Raw genomic sequence first — 16,058 nt, 5'->3', positions numbered from 1 at the left:
GTGACGCCGAACGGCGCGATCCGGTTGGCGGGCACACCGATGCTCGCCTGCGCGACGTGGCTGGTCGACGAATCGTACGCGTCCAGCCGGGGTGCGCCGGGCGCCAGCGTAATGTCGGTGTCGCCCTCGACCTTGGTGTAGCCGAAGCGGTAGCTGCCGACGACGTCGAACGGCCCGGCACGCTTCTGCACGCTCGGGCCGGCGAACAGCGAGTAGACCTGCGTCAGGTTGTCGGTCGTACCCGCGAAATTGATCGGCGCCGCACCGCGAATGTCGCTGCGCTGCCGCGTCGCCAGCGCGCCCGCATCGAGCGACAGCCACGGTGCTACCTGCGTCGTGACACGCGCGAGGCCGGAGTGGACGCTCAGGTCGTCGCTGCCGTCCTCCCAGGTGAAGCGCCGCTCGTAACGGTAGCTGATCTGCCCGTCGGTGCGCCCGGTGCTGACGCCGGCGTCGATACCGGCGGCGAGCGAGGTGTAGGTCACCACGTCGTCGCCGTTCGACAGATCGGCGGCGACGCCCTGCGCGGCCTCGATGTAGGGCGCGACATAGTGCGACTGCGCGGCAGCGGGTGAGGCCGCCACCGCCGTGGTCGCCAGCAGCGCGCACCCCAGGGGCTTCGTAAACCGGGCCACGACTATTTCTCCTGACCGTAATAGCTACCGAAGCGTCCACGCCCCGGCTCGAACGAGACCGAATTAATGACGAGGTGGATGTGCTCGCACCCGTCGAGCAGTTGCACCGCCTCGCGCACGTCGGCCTCCGTGGTGCGATCGGCGCGCACCACCAGCATGACCTGCCCGACCAGCAGCGCGAGCGTGGAGGCGGGCGACGCGGCGAGTGCCGGCGGCGTATCGAACACGATGATGCGGCGCGGATTGGCGGCGAGCAGCCGGTCGAGCACCGCCTCGGTACGGTGCGACGCGAGCAACTCGGTATCGGCGTGGCTGCGCTTGCCCGCCGGCAGCAGCGACAGCTGCGGCACGTCGGTGCGCACGACGCAGCTCTCGGGATCGAGCCGCTGGTCCGCCAAGATGTCGAGCAGCCCCAGGCTGTCCTCCAGCCCCAGACGCTTCATGATGTCGGGCTTGGCGAAATCGCCGTCGACCAGCAGGATCTCGACGTCGCGCTCGGCCGCCAGGCTGATCGCCAAATTGATCGCGCAGAAGGTCTTGCCCTCGCCGGGCTTGCCCGACCCGACGATGATCGTGCGCGCGCGCTGCCCGATCGGCCCGCCCGCGATCTCGCGCGCGGTCAGCAGCAGCTGCCGCTTGACCAGCCGGAACTCCTCGGCGAGCGCACCGACCGGCGCACCGGGGACGAGCATCCCCGCCTCCGCCAGCATCGTGCGATCGATCTGCGCCAGGTCGCTCTCGGGCGCCTCCCACTCGTCCATCCCGTCGTCGTCGGTCGCCGACAGGAACTCCGCCGGGATCGCCGACAAGGTGGGTGGGAGCGGCACGGCCGCCGTCGGCTCGGCGCTCGCCGGCGCGTCCTGTTCGCCGACGACTGCCTCGACCGCGACCGGCTCGACCGCGACCGGCGCGACCGCGACAGGCTCGACCACGACCGGGTCGGCCTCGATCGGCTCAGCCGCGACCGGTTCGGTCTGCGGCGGCGTCGGCTCGTCCGCCGGCGGAAACGCCGGCACCGCGCGTCCGCGCAGGTGCGCGCCGAAGTCGTACACCTTGGCCGCGCGCTCGATCAGCGAGTCCTCGGCCGCGGGTTTCGCGTAACGGTTCATGCGGCAAGTCCCCGCTGGAGCATCTCGACGCCGAGCAGCGCCACGTAGGCGACGCCCAGCGCGGCGAAACCGCCCGCCAGCCACGTCAGCCGGCGGCGGCGCAGCTCGGTCTGCTGGCGCGTCACCATCTCGCCAATCGAGCCGATCACCGCCATGCCGGTGACCTTTTCCAGCTTCTGCGCGGTCGGGAACGTCCCCTGCAATTGCCCGAGCGCGAACGCGGCACCGATCCCCGCGATCAAGCCCGCGACCAGCACGCCGGTCAGCAGCAACGGGCGATTGGGCGCGGTGGGCGTGCGCGGCACTGTCGGCGGATCGATCACGCTGAACTTCACCGCGTCGGTCTGCGACTGCGCCTGGCTGCGCAGATTGACCTGCTCGCGCTGCGCCAGCAGCTGATCGTACTGGCCTTTCAGCACATTGTAGTTGCGATCGATCTCGCCCTGCTCGGCCGCGACCGCGGGATCGCCCGCCAGTTTGGAATTGAGCTGATCGAGGTCGCCCTGCAACTGTCGCCGCCGCATCTGCAGCGCGGCGACGGTCGCCTGCTTGTCCGCCATCATCGCCTGGAGCGAGGAATAGGCCGGGTTGGCGATGCCGTCGCCCGCGCCACCGGTCAGCGGTTCGCCGCGCGCCGCCGCCTGCGCTGTGGCCAGCTGCTGCTTGAGCGCGATCACGTCGGGGTGGCTCTCGGTATAGCCGCGCCCGCGCGCGTCGGCGAGCTGGCCCTGTATCGCCGCCAGCCGCGCGCGCGCCGGCCCGACACCGGGCGCGATCCCCGCGCCGGGTACGGTGCGCGGCGTCGCCGCCATCTGCCCCGACACCGCCGCCATGCTCGACTGCGCCGCACCCAGGTCGCCGTCGATCTGGCTCAGCTGCGCGCGCGTCGCACCGATCCGGTCGGCGACCGAGCCGGTGCCGGGCAGCGCGCCGAGGTAATTGTTCTGGAACGCCGCGCGCTTCGCCTCGGCATCCTGCAACTTCTGTCCCAGGGTCTGGAGCTGGTTGTCGAGGAAGGAGAGCGTCTGCGTGTTCTGCGACCGATCCGACGACAGGTTGGTTTCGACGAAGATGTCGATCAGCTTCTGCGTGATCGAGGACGCGAGCTTGGGGCTCGACGAGGTGGTGGTGATCTCGAACAGATTGTCCTGCTGCGCGACGATCTTGATCGCGTTCTGCAATCCGGCGACGCGGTCGGCGATGTCGCGGTCGCTCGACACGGTCTTGGCCAGGTCGGTGCCGCGCACGACCTTCTCCAGGCTCACCGCGCTGGTCAGCGTCTGGCGCACCGTGTCGATGTCGCGCGCGTCATCGTTGGCGGCCTGCAGCGAGTCCGCACCCGCGGGCAGCACCGATCGCATCTGCACGAACACGCGCGCCTTGGAATCGTAGCGGCTCGGGATCTGGCTGACGACCAGCCACCCGGCGATGCATACCGCCCAGGCCACCGCCAGCGCGATCCAGCGCCGCGTCCAGATCGCGTGCACCGCGATCCGCGCTTCCTCGAAGAGACCGCCCACCCGCTCTACCTCAGAACATGCTCTCGGGGATGATGATGACGTCGCCCGGCTCCAGCTTCACGTTGGCGCTGGCGTCGCCGTCCTTCAGCAGGCGGTTGATGCGCAGCCCGTACTCGGTCTGCTTGCCGGTCTCTCGGTCGTAGCGGATCAGCCGCGCCTTGTTGCCGGCGGCATATTCACCCAGCCCGCCGACCGCGATCATCGCGTCGAGCAGCGTCATGTTGGCGCGGTAGGGCAGGCTCGCGGGCTTCTGCGTCGCACCGACGATACGCACCTGCTGGCTGAACGTGCCGGAGAAGCTGTCCACGATCACCGAGACGATCGGCTCCTTGATATACTCGCCCAGCGCCAGCTTCATGTCGGCCGCCAGCATCGAGGGCGTCTTGCCGACCGCGGGCATGTCGCTGATCAGCGGCGTCGTGATGCGACCGTCGGGGCGGACCTGCACCTTCGCCGACAGCTCGGGATTGCGCCACACGAAGATGCTGAGCGAATCGAGCGGGCCGATGACATATTCCTCGCCCGGCTGTTCCTTGCTGGCGACGAAGGTCGCGGGCGGCAGCTCGGGGCGCGTCGCCCCGCCGCCGGCGCAGGCAGTCAGCGTCGTTGACGCCATCAACGCTGCGGTCAGACCTTGGGAAACCTTCGCGAAACGCATGCAAACCTCCGTGCGCGCCCGTGTCCCGCCGGTTGGGAATCACGTCCCACCGACTGGTTGCGCCTGCACGCAGCTATGCGTCGTAGAGGTGAAGATAGCGTTTAGGACGCGCCCGCGAGCACCTCTGCCGGGGCCGGGTGTCCCAAAAAGGCACTGGGGCTGGCGGTCAGCCCGTACGCACCCGCGATGAAGATCGCGACGACGTCGCCCACCTCGGCGCGCGGCAGCACGACCCGGTCGGCCAGCCGGTCGAGCGGCGTGCACAGGCACCCGACCACCGACACGGCGTCGTTCGCCGGCGCCCCCATTTGCCCCGCGACCGCGACCGGGTAGTTGCGCCGCACCACCGTGCCGAAATTGCCGCTCGCGGCGAGTTGATGGTGCAACCCGCCGTCGACCACCAGGAAGGTCTCGCCCCGGCTCTCCTTGCGATCCACGACGCGCGTCAGGTACACGCCCGCCTCGCCGACCAGCCAGCGCCCGAGCTCGATCGCGAACACCGTGTCGCCCAGAAGCGCACCGCGCGCGTCCAGCACCCCGCTCAGCGCGCTGCCGATCCGCGCCACGTCGACCGGCGTGTCGCCCGCGAAATGCGGGATGCCGAAGCCGCCGCCCAGATTGACCATCGGCGGCACTCGTCCGCTCTCCTCGGCCAACCGCGCGGCGAGCGCGACCGTCGCCGCCTGCGTCTCGATCAGCGCGTCGCTGTCGAGCGCTTGCGAGCCCGCGAAGATGTGGAGCCCGCGCCACTCGGCCCCGCTCGCGACGATCTCGCGCACCAGTGCGGGCACGCGCTCCGCATCGACCCCGAACGGCGACGCGCGCCCGCCCATCTTCATCCCCGACCCGCGCAGCTCCAGATCGGGGTTCACCCGCACCGCCAGCCGGGGCGCGATGCCTGTCCGCTCGCCGATCGCCACCGCGCGCCGCGCCTCACCCTCCGATTCGACGTTCAGCGTCACGCCCGCGCGCACCGCCGCCTCGAGCTCGGCGTCGCGCTTGCCCGGCCCCGCGAAGCTGATCGCAGCGCCGTGCTTGTACGCCAGCACCTCGGCGAGCTCACCCGCCGACGCGACGTCGAGCCCATCGACCAGCGGCGCCGTCGCCCGCACCAGCGGCGCGTACGGGTTCGCCTTGACCGCGTAGTGGAGCCGCACACCCGCCGGCATTGCGGCGCGGAACCGCTCCACCTGCGCGCGCACCAGCGCGAAATCATACACGAATACGGGCGAGCCATGCGCCGCCACCCACGCCTCGGCCGCGCGGCCCGCGATCATCAGCGTGCCCTCTTGGTCGGCGAAGGCGGGCGGGATCGGTCCGATCGGCTTCACGCGGTCATGCTCCTGACCTCGGCCGCGATCGCGGCGCGGTCGAGCTTGCCGTTGGCGTTGCGCGGCAGCGCGTCGCGCCACACGATCTCGGCCGGTTGCATATAGGTCGGCAGCTCGCGCTTCAGCCGCGCGCGCAGCGCCGTTTCCGCTCCCGCCTCCCCGCGCGCCACCACCACGATGCGCTGACCCAGCCGCTCGTCCGCGACACCGATCGCCACCGCCTCGCGCACCTCGTCTTCCGCGGTCACCGCTTCCTCCACCTCCTGCGGGCTGACGCGGTTGCCCGAGGTCTTGATCATCTCGTCGTCGCGCCCGACGAAGCGCAGCAGGCCTTGCGCGTCCGCGACCACCGTGTCGCCCGACCATACCGCCGTACCACCCGCGCGCGAGAAGGCCGGCGCCGGCCGGAACCGCGCCGCCGTCCGCTCGGCATCGTGCCAGTAACCCTGCCCCACCAGCGGCCCGGCATGGACCAGCTCGCCCGGCTCCCCCGCTGCCGCCGCGCCGCCGTCGCCGCGCACCACCATGACCTCGGCGAACGGGATCGCGCGCCCGATCGAGTCGGGGTTTGCGTCGACCAGCGCCGGCGGCAGATAGGTCGAACGGAACGCCTCGGTCAGCCCGTACATCGGGTACAGGTCGGCGTTCGGGAACCGCGTCCTGAGCGCACGCACCATCGCCGGGGTCAGCGCGCCGCCCGAGTTGGTCAGCCGCCCCAGCCGCGCTGCCGTCTCAGCGGGCCACTCTGCCTCGAGCAATTGCGTCCACAGCGGCGGCACCCCCGCGAGCGTCGTCGCCCCAACCCGCTCGACCGCCTTCACCACGTCGCGTGGCGTCAGATAGTCGAGCGGCGCCACCGCCGCCCCCGCGATCCAGGTCGAGAACAATTGGTTCTGCCCGTAATCGAACGACAGCGGCAGCACACCGAGCACGCGGTCGGCGGGTTCGATTCCGAGGTAATGCGCCACCGACACCGCGCCGAGCCACAGGTTCGCGTGGCTGAGCATCACCCCCTTCGGCCGCCCGGTCGATCCCGACGTGTAGAGGATCGCCGCCAGCGTATCCGGGCTGGCTTCGGATGGCGGCAACGCCTCACCCTCACCCACTGCGACGTGCACCGCGACGCCCTCGGGCAAGTCGCCCGCCTCCAGCGTCGCCGCGCGCGCCTCCTGCGTCAGCAGCATCGCCGCGCCGCTGTCATTCAGAATATGCGCCACCTGCGCGCGCTTCAGCGCCGGGTTGATCGGCACGTGCACCAGCCCGGCGCGCGAGGCGGCGAGCGGCATCAGGCACGCCTCGCGCGTCTTGGGCAACCACGTCGCCACCCGCGCGCCCGGCTCGGCCACCTCGCGCGCCAGCCACCCCGCCAGCCGCGCCACCGCCGCCTCGACCTCCGCGAACGTCATCGTGCCCGCGCGGTCGATCAGCGCGGGTGCATCTGCCGCGCCGCGCAGCACGTGGTCGATCGGTCGGGCGTGGCGGTCGAGCGGCACCATTCCACCTCCATAGCGCCCCCGTTGCGCATTTCACCCCCCGCGCCTATCGCACCGCAGCAAGAACGCGACAGCATCGAGGGGAGAAGCGCGTGATTCCGGAAGGCACCAACGAGATCGAGAAGACCTTGCGCGCGGTGCTGGCCGACGTGCTGAGCCTCTCGCCCGAGCGCGTCGCCGCCTTCACGCCCGAGACTGGCCTGTTCGGCTCGCTGCCGGAACTCGACTCGATGGCGGTCGCGGGCGTGCTGACCGAGCTTGAAGACCGGCTCGGCATCGTGATCGAGGACGACGAGGTCGACGGCGAGATGCTGGAAACCTTCGGTGCGCTGACCACCTTCGCCGCAACCAAGGTCCTCAACTGAGCGACCTGCGCTACGTCGATTACCACTGGCGCGGCGGCCGCGAGGCGATGCTGCGCATGGGGCCGGACAGCGGCCCGACGATCCTCGCCTTTCCCGCCCTGTTCGAGGAAGCCAACCGCACCCGCGCGATCCTGGTCGGCGTCCTGCGTCGCTTGGCCGCCCGCGGCCACTCGGTCGCGCTGCCCGACCTGCCGGGCCAGGGCGAGAGCCTGACGCCGGTCGAGGCGGTCGACCTGATCGCCTGGCGCCAGGCCGCGGTCGCCGCCGCCGACAGCCTGCCGCGACCCGTCCACGTCATCGCAGTCCGTGCCGGCGCGCTGGTCGATGCCGACGTTCCCGCCGCGAGCCGCTGGTACTGGTCTCCGCTCACCGGACAGGAGCAACGGCGCGAACTCACCCGACTGCGCGACCTCGGCGACGGCGAGGATTATGCCGGCAACCTGCTGTCCGACGCCCTGCTCGCACAACTGGGCGGCGCCGAGCCGACCCTGACCCCAGCCCCGCGCATCGCCCGGATGGAGAGCGATCCACGCCCCGCCGACGTGAAGCTGCCGGGCGCCGCCCCGTGGCGCGCGAGCGAACCCGGCACCGATCCCGCGCTCGTCGAGCGGATCGCCGACGACATCCACGACTGGATCGCGGCGTGCGCCGGCTGATCACCTTTCCCTGCGATGGCGCGACGCTCGCCGCCACGCTCGACGAGGCGCCAGGCAGCACAGGGTTGCTGATCGTCTCCGGCGGCAACGAAGTGCGCCACGGCGCCCATCGCGGCTCGGCCACGCTCGCGCAGACGCTCGCCGAAGGGGGCACCCCGGTGTTCCGCTACGATCGACGCGGCGTCGGCGATTCGGACGGCCAGAACCGCGGCTTCGCGCACGCCGGCGACGACCTGCGCGCCGCCGCCGCCGCGTTTCGTCACGCGGCGCCGCACGTCACCCGCCTCTGCGGCTTCGGCAATTGCGACGCCGCGACCCTGCTCGCGCTGGAGGGGCGCAGCGCCGGCATCGCGCGGGTGCTGCTCGCCAACCCTTGGACGATCGAGCAGGCCGACGACTTGCCCCCCGCCGCCGCGATCCGCGCCGGCTACGCGCGGCAGCTGCGCGACCCGGCCGAGTGGCGCCGCCTGCTCAGTGGCGGGATCGACATCGGCAAGGCGATCAGGGGCGCGCTAAAGATCGCGCGCGCGCCGGCGCGACCGGGCACGCTCGCCACCCGCGTGACACAGGCGATCGCGGGATGGGGCGACGACGCAACCGTGCTGCTCGCCCGCGACGACAACACCGCCCGCGCCTTCGCCGACGCCGCGCGGGCGAACGCGTTCCGCACTCACACGATCGACACGTCCTCGCACAGCTTCGCGCGCGCCGCCGACAAGCAGGCGCTCGCCGACGTCGTCACCCGCTGGCTGGACGAGTGAGCGGCGGCGTTACTCCGCCGCCTCCTTGAACTCCTCGAACTCGACCGCCGCCAGGAACCGCTCGGCATCGAGCGCGGCCATGCAGCCGGTTCCCGCCGCAGTCACCGCCTGGCGGTACGACTTGTCCATCACGTCGCCGCACGCGAACACGCCGGGCACGCTCGTCTTGGTGGTGCCGGTCTCGACCGCGATATAGCCGTCGTCGTCGAGCGTCAGGTGCCCGCGGAACAGCTCGGTCGCGGGATGGTGCCCGATCGCGACGAACCCGCCGTCGACCGCGATGCGCGAATGCTCGCCCGTCTGCGTGTCCTCCAGCTCCAGCGCGACCAGCCCCGCGTTGCCACCGCCGTCGACGAACGCGCGCACTTCCTTGTTCCACAGCACCTTGATCGACGGATGCGCGTGCAGCCGCTCCTGCAGGATGCGCTCGGCGCGCAGCGTGTCGCGGCGGTGGATCAGCGTCACGTCGTCGGAATGGTTGGTCAGGTACAAAGCCTCCTCGACCGCGGTGTTGCCGCCGCCGATCACCGCCACCTTCTTGCCGCGGTAGAAGAAGCCGTCGCACGTCGCGCACGCGCTGACGCCCTTGCCCTTCATCGCGTCCTCGCTGTCGAGCCCGAGCCACTTCGCCTGCGCGCCGGTCGCGATCACCAGCACCTCGCCCTCGTACACGTCGCCGCCATCGCCGGTCAGGCGGAACGGCCGGCTGTCCAGGTCGACCTTCACGATCGTGTCCCACATCATCCGCGTGCCGACGTGCTCGGCTTGGCGTTGCATCTGCTCCATCAGCCACGGACCCTGGATCACGTCGGCGAAGCCGGGGTAATTCTCGACGTCGGTGGTGGTGGTCAGCTGCCCGCCGGGCTGTATGCCCTGTACCACGATCGGCTTCATGCCGGCGCGCGCGGCGTAGATGGCGGCGGTCAGCCCGGCCGGGCCCGAGCCGAGCACGAGCATGCGAGTCGAATGTGTCGTCATGCCCCGCGATGTAGGACGCGCAAGCCGGCTTGGAAACTGCGCGGCGCGACAGCTTCGTTGCGCCCACTCCCAAGTCCTGCTTTGGTCACGCGCATGACCGATTTCACCTTTCTGCTCCAACCCGACCGCGGCCAGCCCGCGCGCGACATCCACGTCGTCCACCCCGACCATTACGACGCGTGGGCCGCCGGGCAGACGCCGCGCATCCGCGCCGCGCTCGCCGCCAACCGCGTCGTCGGCAAGCCCGGCAACCGCGCGGTGCTGCCCGGCGACGACGCCGACGACTGGTCGATGCTGCTGGTCTGCAACGAGGGGCTCGACTCGCCGTGGCGCATCGCCTCGCTCGGCGACGGTCTGCCCGAGGGCACCTATCGCCTCGCCGGCAACGCTCCGGTCGGTGCGGCCGGGCTCGGCTGGCTGCTCGCGCAGCACCGCTTCACGCGCTACCGCACCGGCGAGCCCGCGCCGCACCGCGTACTGCTGACCGACGACCACGCCGGGATCGAGCAGACTGTCCGCCTCGCGCGCGCCACCGCGCTGGTGCGCGACCTCGTCGACACCGGCGCCGGCGACATGGGTCCCGCCGAGTTGCAGGCCGAGGCCGCCGCGCTCGCGGACCGTCATTCGGCCACGCTCGCGGTCACCAGCGGCGATGCGCTGCGAACCGGCTATCCGATGATTCACGCGGTCGGCCGCGCCGCCGCCGAGCATCGCGCGTCCCGCCTGATCGAGCTCGAATGGGGCGACACCGCCCACCCCCGCGTCGCGATCGTCGGCAAGGGCGTGTGCTTCGATTCGGGCGGGCTCGACATCAAGCCGGCGGCGGGCATGCGGCTGATGAAGAAGGACATGGGCGGCGCCGCGCACGCGCTGGCACTCGCCGGCCTCGTCATGCAGGCCGGCCTCCCGGTCCGCCTCCACCTGCTGATCCCCGCGGTCGAGAACGCGATCTCCGCCGACGCCTTCCGTCCCGGCGACGTGCTGACGACGCGCAAGGGCGTGAGCGTGGAGAACACCAACACCGATGCCGAAGGACGCCTGATCCTCGCCGACGCGCTGACCAAGGCGGGGGAAGACGACCCTGCGCTCATCATCGACTTCGCGACGCTCACCGGCGCCGCGCGCGTCGCGCTCGGCCCCGACCTGCCCGCGACCTTCGTCAACGACGACGCGCTCGCGGACGAGCTGTTCGCCGCCGCCGACGCGGTCAAGGACCCGCTGTGGCGATTGCCGCTATGGGACGGCTACGACGACATGCTCAAGTCCGACGTCGCCGACATGGTCAACGCCCCCGATGGCGGGTTCGCCGGCGCGGTCACCGCCGCCTTGTTCCTGCGCCGCTTCGTCGCGCCGGGCACGCCATGGGCGCACCTCGACACCTTCGCGTGGCACCCCGCCGCCCGGCCCGGACGGCCCAAGGGCGGCGAGGCGTACGGCCTGCGCGCCGCCTTCGAGCTGCTGCGCCGCCGCTATCCCGCCTGAGCGGTCAATCGGCGGCGGCGATGATCGGTACGAATTTCGCCGCGGTCAGGCTCGCGCCGCCGACCAGGGCGCCGTCGACGTCGGCGACGTGCAGCAGCTCGCGCGCATTGTCGGGCGTCACCGATCCGCCGTAGAGAATGCGGACCTTCTCCGCTTCCGCACCGATCATCGCGCGCAGCTTCGCGCGGATCGCGCCGTGCATCGCGGCGACGTCCCCCGCGGTCGGGGTGCGCCCGGTCCCGATCGCCCAGACCGGCTCGTAGGCGATCGCGCACCACGCGCCCGTTGCCCCCTCGGGCAGCGACGCCGCGATCTGCGCGGTCACCACCGCCTCGGCCTCGCCCGCCTCGCGCTGGTCGAGCGTCTCGCCGACGCAGACGATCGCCTGCATGGCCCGGGCGTGCAGCGTCTCCGCCTTGGCCTTGACGTCGGCGTCCGTCTCGCCCTGGTCGGCGCGCCGCTCCGAATGGCCGACGATCGAGAAGCGCGCGCCCGCCTCCTTCGCCATCGCAGCGGAGATGCAGCCGGTATGCGCGCCTTTGTCCGCCGCGTGCACGTCCTGCGCCCCGATCGACAGCGTCGCCACGCGCGCGACCGCGGGCGCGATCAGCGTCGCCGGCACCGCGACCGCAACATCGACGCCGGCGTGCGCTTCGGCCGCCTCTGCGATCGCGTCCAGTTCCGACAGCGCCCCCAGGCTGCCGTTCATCTTCCAGTTTCCCGACACCAGTTTGCGCCGCGTCATCGCCGTCCCCTCCACGTTTTCGTTGATATCGCCCGACGCGATAGCGAGCCCCGCCCCGTGCCGCTACGCCCGCGTATGCGCCCGCCGCCCCGCGGCCGTACCCCCGCCTACCATTGCCACTCGGCGGAGCGGTGCCTAAAGCCGCCCGGTTTCCTCGCTTCACGGCTTCCCGGTTCATGCTCAGCTTCTTCCGCCGCATCGTCAATTCAAAGGCCGGCGTGTACGTCACGCTCGCGCTGCTCGGCTTCATCGCGCTGTCGTTCGCGGCCGGTGACGTGACCGGGCTATCGTCGGCCAGCGGCGGCCTGCTGGGCAATCCGGTCGTGACGGTCGGCGGTACCAGCGTCACCGCGAGCGACGTGCGCAAACGCGCGGAGGACGAGGTCCGCTTCGCGCAGACGCAGCAGCCCGGCTTCGACATGGCTCAGCTCGTTCAGCTCGGCGGCATCGAGTCGATCGTCGACCGCCTCGCCAACGCGATCGGGCTCGACAAGTTCGGCGAGGATCAGGGCCTACGCGTCAGCCGCGCGCTGATCGGCAGCGAGATCAAGAACATTCAGGCGTTCCAGGGTCCGACCGGCCAGTTCGACCAGACGACCTACGAGCGGCTGATCGCGCAGCGCGGCCTGACCGACGCGCAGGTGCAGACCGAGATCGCGCGCAGCACCATGGCGCAGTTCCTCGTCACCCCCACGGTCGGCGCGAGCCAGGTGGCGCAGAAGCTCGCGCTCCCCTACGCCTCGCTGCTGCTCGAACGCCGCCAGGGTCAGATCGCGCTGATCCCCGCCGCCGCGGTCTCCGCCGGCCCCGCGCCGACCGATGCCGAGGTGCAGAAGTTCTACGCCGGCCACCTGCCGCGCTACACCGTGCCCGAGCGCCGCGTGGTGCGCTACGCGATCGTCACGCCCGACAGCGTCGCGGCACAGGCGACGCCGACCGACGCGGAGATCCAGCAGGCGTACAACGCCAACGCCGCCGCTTACCGTGCGCGCGAGCAGCGCACCGTCAGCCTCGTCACCGTGCTCGACCAGAAGGCCGCCGACGCGCTCGCCGCGCGCGTGAAGAACGGCACCGCGCTCGCCGCCGCCGCGCGCGCCGCCGGCCTGGAGCCGCGCACGATCGACAAGGCGGACAAGCCCGCGCTCGCCGGCCAGACCTCGGCGCCGGTCGCCGACGCACTGTTCGCCGCGCAGAAGGGCGCGGTCGTCGGCCCGATCAAAGGCACGATCGGCTTCGTCGTCGCTCAGGTCGATGCCGTGACGCAGGTGCCCGGCCGCACGCTGGCACAGGCGCGCGACGAGATCGCGCAGACGCTGACGCGCAGCAAGACGACCGACGCCTTGTCGCAGCTGCAGAACAAGATCGACGACGCACTGTCGGACAACGCCAACATCAACGAGGTCGCGACCGATCAGAAGCTGGCGGTCACCACGACGAAGCCGCTGCTCGCCTCGGGGATCGACCCCGACGACGCCGCGCGCCAGCCCGACCCGCGCCTCGCGCCCATCATGCAGGCGGGCTTCGCGGCGGAGGAAGGCGACACGCCGACGATCGTCGCGCTCGGCACCGACGGCGGCTTCGCGGTCGTCGGGCTCGACCGCATCGTGCGCGCCGCCCCGCGTCCACTCGCGCAGGTTCGCGCGCAGGTGGTCAAGGACGTGGTGGCACAGCGTCAGCAGCGCGCCGCGAAGCAGATCGCGACGCAGGCGCTCGCCAAGCTCAACAAGGGCACCGATCTCGCCACCGTGCTGGGTCAGACCGGCGTGCGCGGCCCGGCGCCGCAACCGATCGACACCACGCGCGCGGCGCTCAACGCCAACCGCCGCGGCGTCGACCCGACGCTCGCATTGCTGTTCTCGATGCCGCAGGGCAGCGCGCGCATGTTGCAGGCGCCGAACAACCAGGGCTGGCTGCTGGTTAAACTCAACCGCGTCACGCCGGGCGACGCCAGCACCAAGCCCGGCGTCGTCGCCGCGACCCGCGCCGATCTCGGTCGCGTGATCGGTCAGGAATATGCGCAGCAGTTCACCCGCGCCGCGGTCGACGCGGTCGGCGTCAAGCGCAAGCCCGAGGCGGTCGCCGACCTCAAGCGCGAACTCTTGGGTCAGGGCGGCAACCAGTGATCAAGGGGCGATCGCTGACGTGAGCGCGCTCGACGACGTCGCCGCCGGACGCCCCGCGCTCGTCTGGCGCCGGCGCATCGCCGACACGGAGACGCCGGTCGCCGCCGCGCTCAAGCTGCTCGAACCCGGGCGCGGCGACTTCCTGCTCGAATCGGTCGAGGGCGGCGCGGTTCGCGGTCGCTACAGCCTGCTCGGCCTCGCCCCCGACCTCGTCTTCCGCGCCGAAGGCGAGCGCGCCGCGATCAACCCGCGCTGGCTGGAGATGCGCGACGCGTTCGAGCCGTGCGCGGAGCCGACGCTCGCCGCGCTGCGCACGCTGGTCGCGTCGTGCCGGATGGAGGTCGCGCCCGAGCTGCCGCGCGCGCTCGCCTGCCTGGTCGGTTATTTCGGCTACGACACGATCCGGCTGGTCGATCAGCTACCCCCGCCCGCCGACGACGCGCTGGGCGTGCCCGACATGATGTTCGTGCGCCCGACCGTGATCCTTGTGTTCGATCGCCTCGCCGACGCGCTGTTCCTCGTCGCCCCCGTCTGGCCCGACGACGCGCGCACGCCCGACGCGCTGGTCGCCGCCGCCGAGGAACGGCTCGACGCGGTCGAGGCGCGGCTCGCCACCGCCGCGCTGCCGCCGCGCGTGCGCGCCGAGGCGAGCGACCTCGCGCTCACCCCGACGCTGCCCGAGGGCCGCTACGCCGAGATGGTCGCGGCGGCGAAGGACTATATTCACGCCGGCGACATCTTCCAGGTCGTGCTGGCGCAGCGCTTCACCGCGCCATTCGCGCTGCCCGCGTTCGAGCTCTACCGCGCGCTGCGGCGGATCAACCCGTCACCGTTCCTCTACCACCTCGACCTGCCCGGCTTCTCGCTGACGGGGTCGAGCCCCGAGATCCTCGTGCGCGCGCGCGATGGTGAGGTGACGATCCGCCCGATCGCGGGCACGCGCCCGCGCGGCCTGACCGCGGCGGAGGATGCCGCCAACCGCGCCGCGCTGCTCGACGATCCGAAGGAGCGCGCCGAACATCTGATGCTGCTCGACCTCGGCCGCAACGACGTCGGCCGCGTCGCCGAACCCGGCTCGGTCACCGTCACCGACAGCTACACGGTCGAATTCTACAGCCACGTCATGCATATCGTCTCGAACGTCGTCGGCCGGCTCGACCCCGCGCACGACGCGATCGACGCGATCCTGGCGGGCTTCCCCGCCGGCACCGTCAGCGGCGCGCCCAAGGTCCGCGCGTGCCAGATCATCGCCGAACTCGAGTCGGAGAAGCGCGGCGCCTACGCCGGCGGCGTCGGCTATTTCTCGCCCGACGGCAGCATGGATTCGTGCATCGTGCTGCGCACCGCGCTGGTGAAGGACGGCGTCATGCACGTGCAGGCCGGCGCGGGCATCGTCGCCGACAGCGACCCCGCCTACGAGCAGCGCGAGTGCGAGGCCAAGGCGGGCGCGCTCGTCGCCGCCGCGCGCGAGGCGATCCGTCAGGCCAGCCTCAGCGACTTCGGCCAGTAACGGCGCGGCGAAGAAGCGCGCCGCACCTCGCTAGGCGAAGACCCGCCCCGACGCGCGCCTCTTACCGGGGCGTCGCGCCAGGCATCATCGCGTCATTCTTCTCCGCCGCGCGCTTCTCCGCGGCGTAGGCGCGCGCCCACATCTGCGTGCAGCCGGTCTGACCACCCGTTCCGACCGGCGAGCAGGTGTCGGGCAACCCGCCCGCGACGCGCCCGACCTCGTCCGCCGACGCGGTGCGGTTGACCCAGCTCTGGTTCTGCGCGGCGGGCTCGGCCGTGTTCCGCAACTGCTTGGGGATGCGATACTGCTCGTCGGGGTTGATGCGGCTGCACACCACAACCTCGTCGCCCTGCGCGACCGGGCATTTGTCGTTGCCGGTCAGCTGCACGTTGCGGATGCGGGTGGGGGCGCGGCCCGTCTCGGCCTGCGCCTGCGCGGTGGAGCTGACCGGCGCGCCTGTGCTGGTACCGACCGGCGGCACCGTCTGCGCGGCGGCGGCCACGGGCAGCAGGATCAGGGAAACGGCGGTGGTGAAACGCAACATGCGACTGGGCTCCTCGGGGCACATCTACAAACGCGCACGCTGCTGAATATCTCCTTACCCGTGCACGCTAATCGTGTGTCCGCACGATTTCGCGCGCGTCACGGGGCCGCAACACGTTGCGCGCGTCCGCCCATCGGCTATGGCGGCG

14 protein-coding genes and 1 pseudogene are annotated in these 16,058 nt (G+C 71.6%); 6 read left to right on the top strand and 9 right to left on the bottom strand.

The features are described from left to right. The 6 genes and pseudogenes from ACFDS6_RS00175 to ACFDS6_RS00150 all read right to left on the bottom strand — a co-directional run. Window positions 1-635: pseudogene (locus tag ACFDS6_RS00175) on the bottom strand (hypothetical protein); the annotation flags it as partial. A 2-nt stretch (window positions 636-637) separates the two neighbouring features. Next, window positions 638-1,744 (bottom strand): AAA family ATPase, encoded by a 1,107-nt coding sequence (locus ACFDS6_RS00170; protein ID WP_375270091.1) that lies wholly within the window; start codon window positions 1,742-1,744, stop codon window positions 638-640. Next, on the bottom strand, window positions 1,741-3,264 hold the full coding sequence (locus ACFDS6_RS00165; RefSeq protein WP_375270090.1) for an XrtA system polysaccharide chain length determinant: 1,524 nt from the start codon (window positions 3,262-3,264) through the stop codon (window positions 1,741-1,743). Before ACFDS6_RS00165 ends, ACFDS6_RS00170 begins: the two co-directional genes overlap by 4 nt. A 10-nt stretch (window positions 3,265-3,274) precedes the next feature. Beyond that, on the bottom strand, window positions 3,275-3,922 hold the full coding sequence (locus ACFDS6_RS00160; RefSeq protein WP_375270089.1) for an XrtA/PEP-CTERM system exopolysaccharide export protein: 648 nt from the start codon (window positions 3,920-3,922) through the stop codon (window positions 3,275-3,277). 101 nt (window positions 3,923-4,023) lie between these two features. Beyond that, a complete protein-coding gene (locus tag ACFDS6_RS00155) occupies window positions 4,024-5,253 on the bottom strand; it encodes a pyridoxal-dependent decarboxylase, exosortase A system-associated (RefSeq protein ID WP_375270088.1) in 1,230 nt (409 codons plus the stop codon). After that, window positions 5,250-6,749, bottom strand: coding sequence for an AMP-binding protein (locus ACFDS6_RS00150; protein ID WP_375270087.1), 1,500 nt, complete (start codon window positions 6,747-6,749; stop codon window positions 5,250-5,252). The genes ACFDS6_RS00155 and ACFDS6_RS00150 overlap by 4 nt, the downstream gene beginning before the upstream one ends. Before the next feature lie 89 nt (window positions 6,750-6,838). Here ACFDS6_RS00150 and ACFDS6_RS00145 point away from each other — a divergent pair, with 89 nt between their 5' ends. The 3 genes from ACFDS6_RS00145 to ACFDS6_RS00135 are packed head-to-tail and all read left to right on the top strand — an operon-like array spanning window position 6,839 to window position 8,528. After that, complete coding sequence (locus ACFDS6_RS00145; protein ID WP_298813395.1) at window positions 6,839-7,111, top strand: acyl carrier protein; 273 nt, start codon at window positions 6,839-6,841, stop codon at window positions 7,109-7,111. A 56-nt stretch (window positions 7,112-7,167) separates the two neighbouring features. Continuing rightward, window positions 7,168-7,767 carry a hypothetical protein gene (locus ACFDS6_RS00140; protein WP_375270086.1) on the top strand — a complete coding sequence of 200 codons (600 nt, stop codon included), beginning with the start codon at window positions 7,168-7,170 and terminating at the stop codon, window positions 7,765-7,767. Then, window positions 7,755-8,528, top strand: a complete 774-nt coding sequence (locus ACFDS6_RS00135) for a hydrolase 1, exosortase A system-associated (RefSeq protein ID WP_375270085.1) — start codon at window positions 7,755-7,757, stop codon at window positions 8,526-8,528. The genes ACFDS6_RS00140 and ACFDS6_RS00135 overlap by 13 nt, the downstream gene beginning before the upstream one ends. 9 nt (window positions 8,529-8,537) lie before the next feature. Here ACFDS6_RS00135 and trxB read toward each other — a convergent pair whose 3' ends face one another. Continuing rightward, complete coding sequence (trxB, locus tag ACFDS6_RS00130; RefSeq protein ID WP_375270084.1) at window positions 8,538-9,506, bottom strand: thioredoxin-disulfide reductase; 969 nt, start codon at window positions 9,504-9,506, stop codon at window positions 8,538-8,540. Between the two features lie 93 nt (window positions 9,507-9,599). Here trxB and ACFDS6_RS00125 point away from each other — a divergent pair, with 93 nt between their 5' ends. Beyond that, a complete protein-coding gene (locus ACFDS6_RS00125) occupies window positions 9,600-10,988 on the top strand; it encodes a M17 family metallopeptidase (protein ID WP_375270083.1) in 1,389 nt (462 codons plus the stop codon). 4 nt (window positions 10,989-10,992) lie between these two features. Here ACFDS6_RS00125 and tpiA read toward each other — a convergent pair whose 3' ends face one another. Further along, a complete protein-coding gene (gene tpiA, locus ACFDS6_RS00120; protein WP_375270082.1) occupies window positions 10,993-11,733 on the bottom strand; it encodes a triose-phosphate isomerase in 741 nt (246 codons plus the stop codon). Between the two features lie 176 nt (window positions 11,734-11,909). On the opposite strand from tpiA, the gene ACFDS6_RS00115 reads away from it, so the two are divergent. Together ACFDS6_RS00115 and trpE are read left to right on the top strand one after the other, a co-directional pair. Beyond that, complete coding sequence (locus ACFDS6_RS00115) at window positions 11,910-13,856, top strand: peptidyl-prolyl cis-trans isomerase (RefSeq protein WP_375270081.1); 1,947 nt, start codon at window positions 11,910-11,912, stop codon at window positions 13,854-13,856. A 19-nt stretch (window positions 13,857-13,875) separates the two neighbouring features. Next, entirely contained in the window at window positions 13,876-15,366 is a 1,491-nt protein-coding gene (trpE, locus tag ACFDS6_RS00110; RefSeq protein WP_375270080.1) for an anthranilate synthase component I, read from the top strand. 61 nt (window positions 15,367-15,427) lie between these two features. Here trpE and ACFDS6_RS00105 read toward each other — a convergent pair whose 3' ends face one another. Beyond that, window positions 15,428-15,910, bottom strand: coding sequence for a hypothetical protein (locus ACFDS6_RS00105; RefSeq protein WP_375270079.1), 483 nt, complete (start codon window positions 15,908-15,910; stop codon window positions 15,428-15,430). Window positions 15,911-16,058 lie beyond the last annotated feature (148 nt).

The sequence above is a fragment of the Sphingomonas sp. genome, from assembly GCF_042095875.1.
Taxonomy (GTDB): Bacteria; Pseudomonadota; Alphaproteobacteria; order Sphingomonadales; family Sphingomonadaceae; genus Sphingomonas.
The sequence above is the reverse complement of the archived record's forward strand: the minus strand, read 5'-3'. Positions and strand labels throughout refer to the sequence as shown.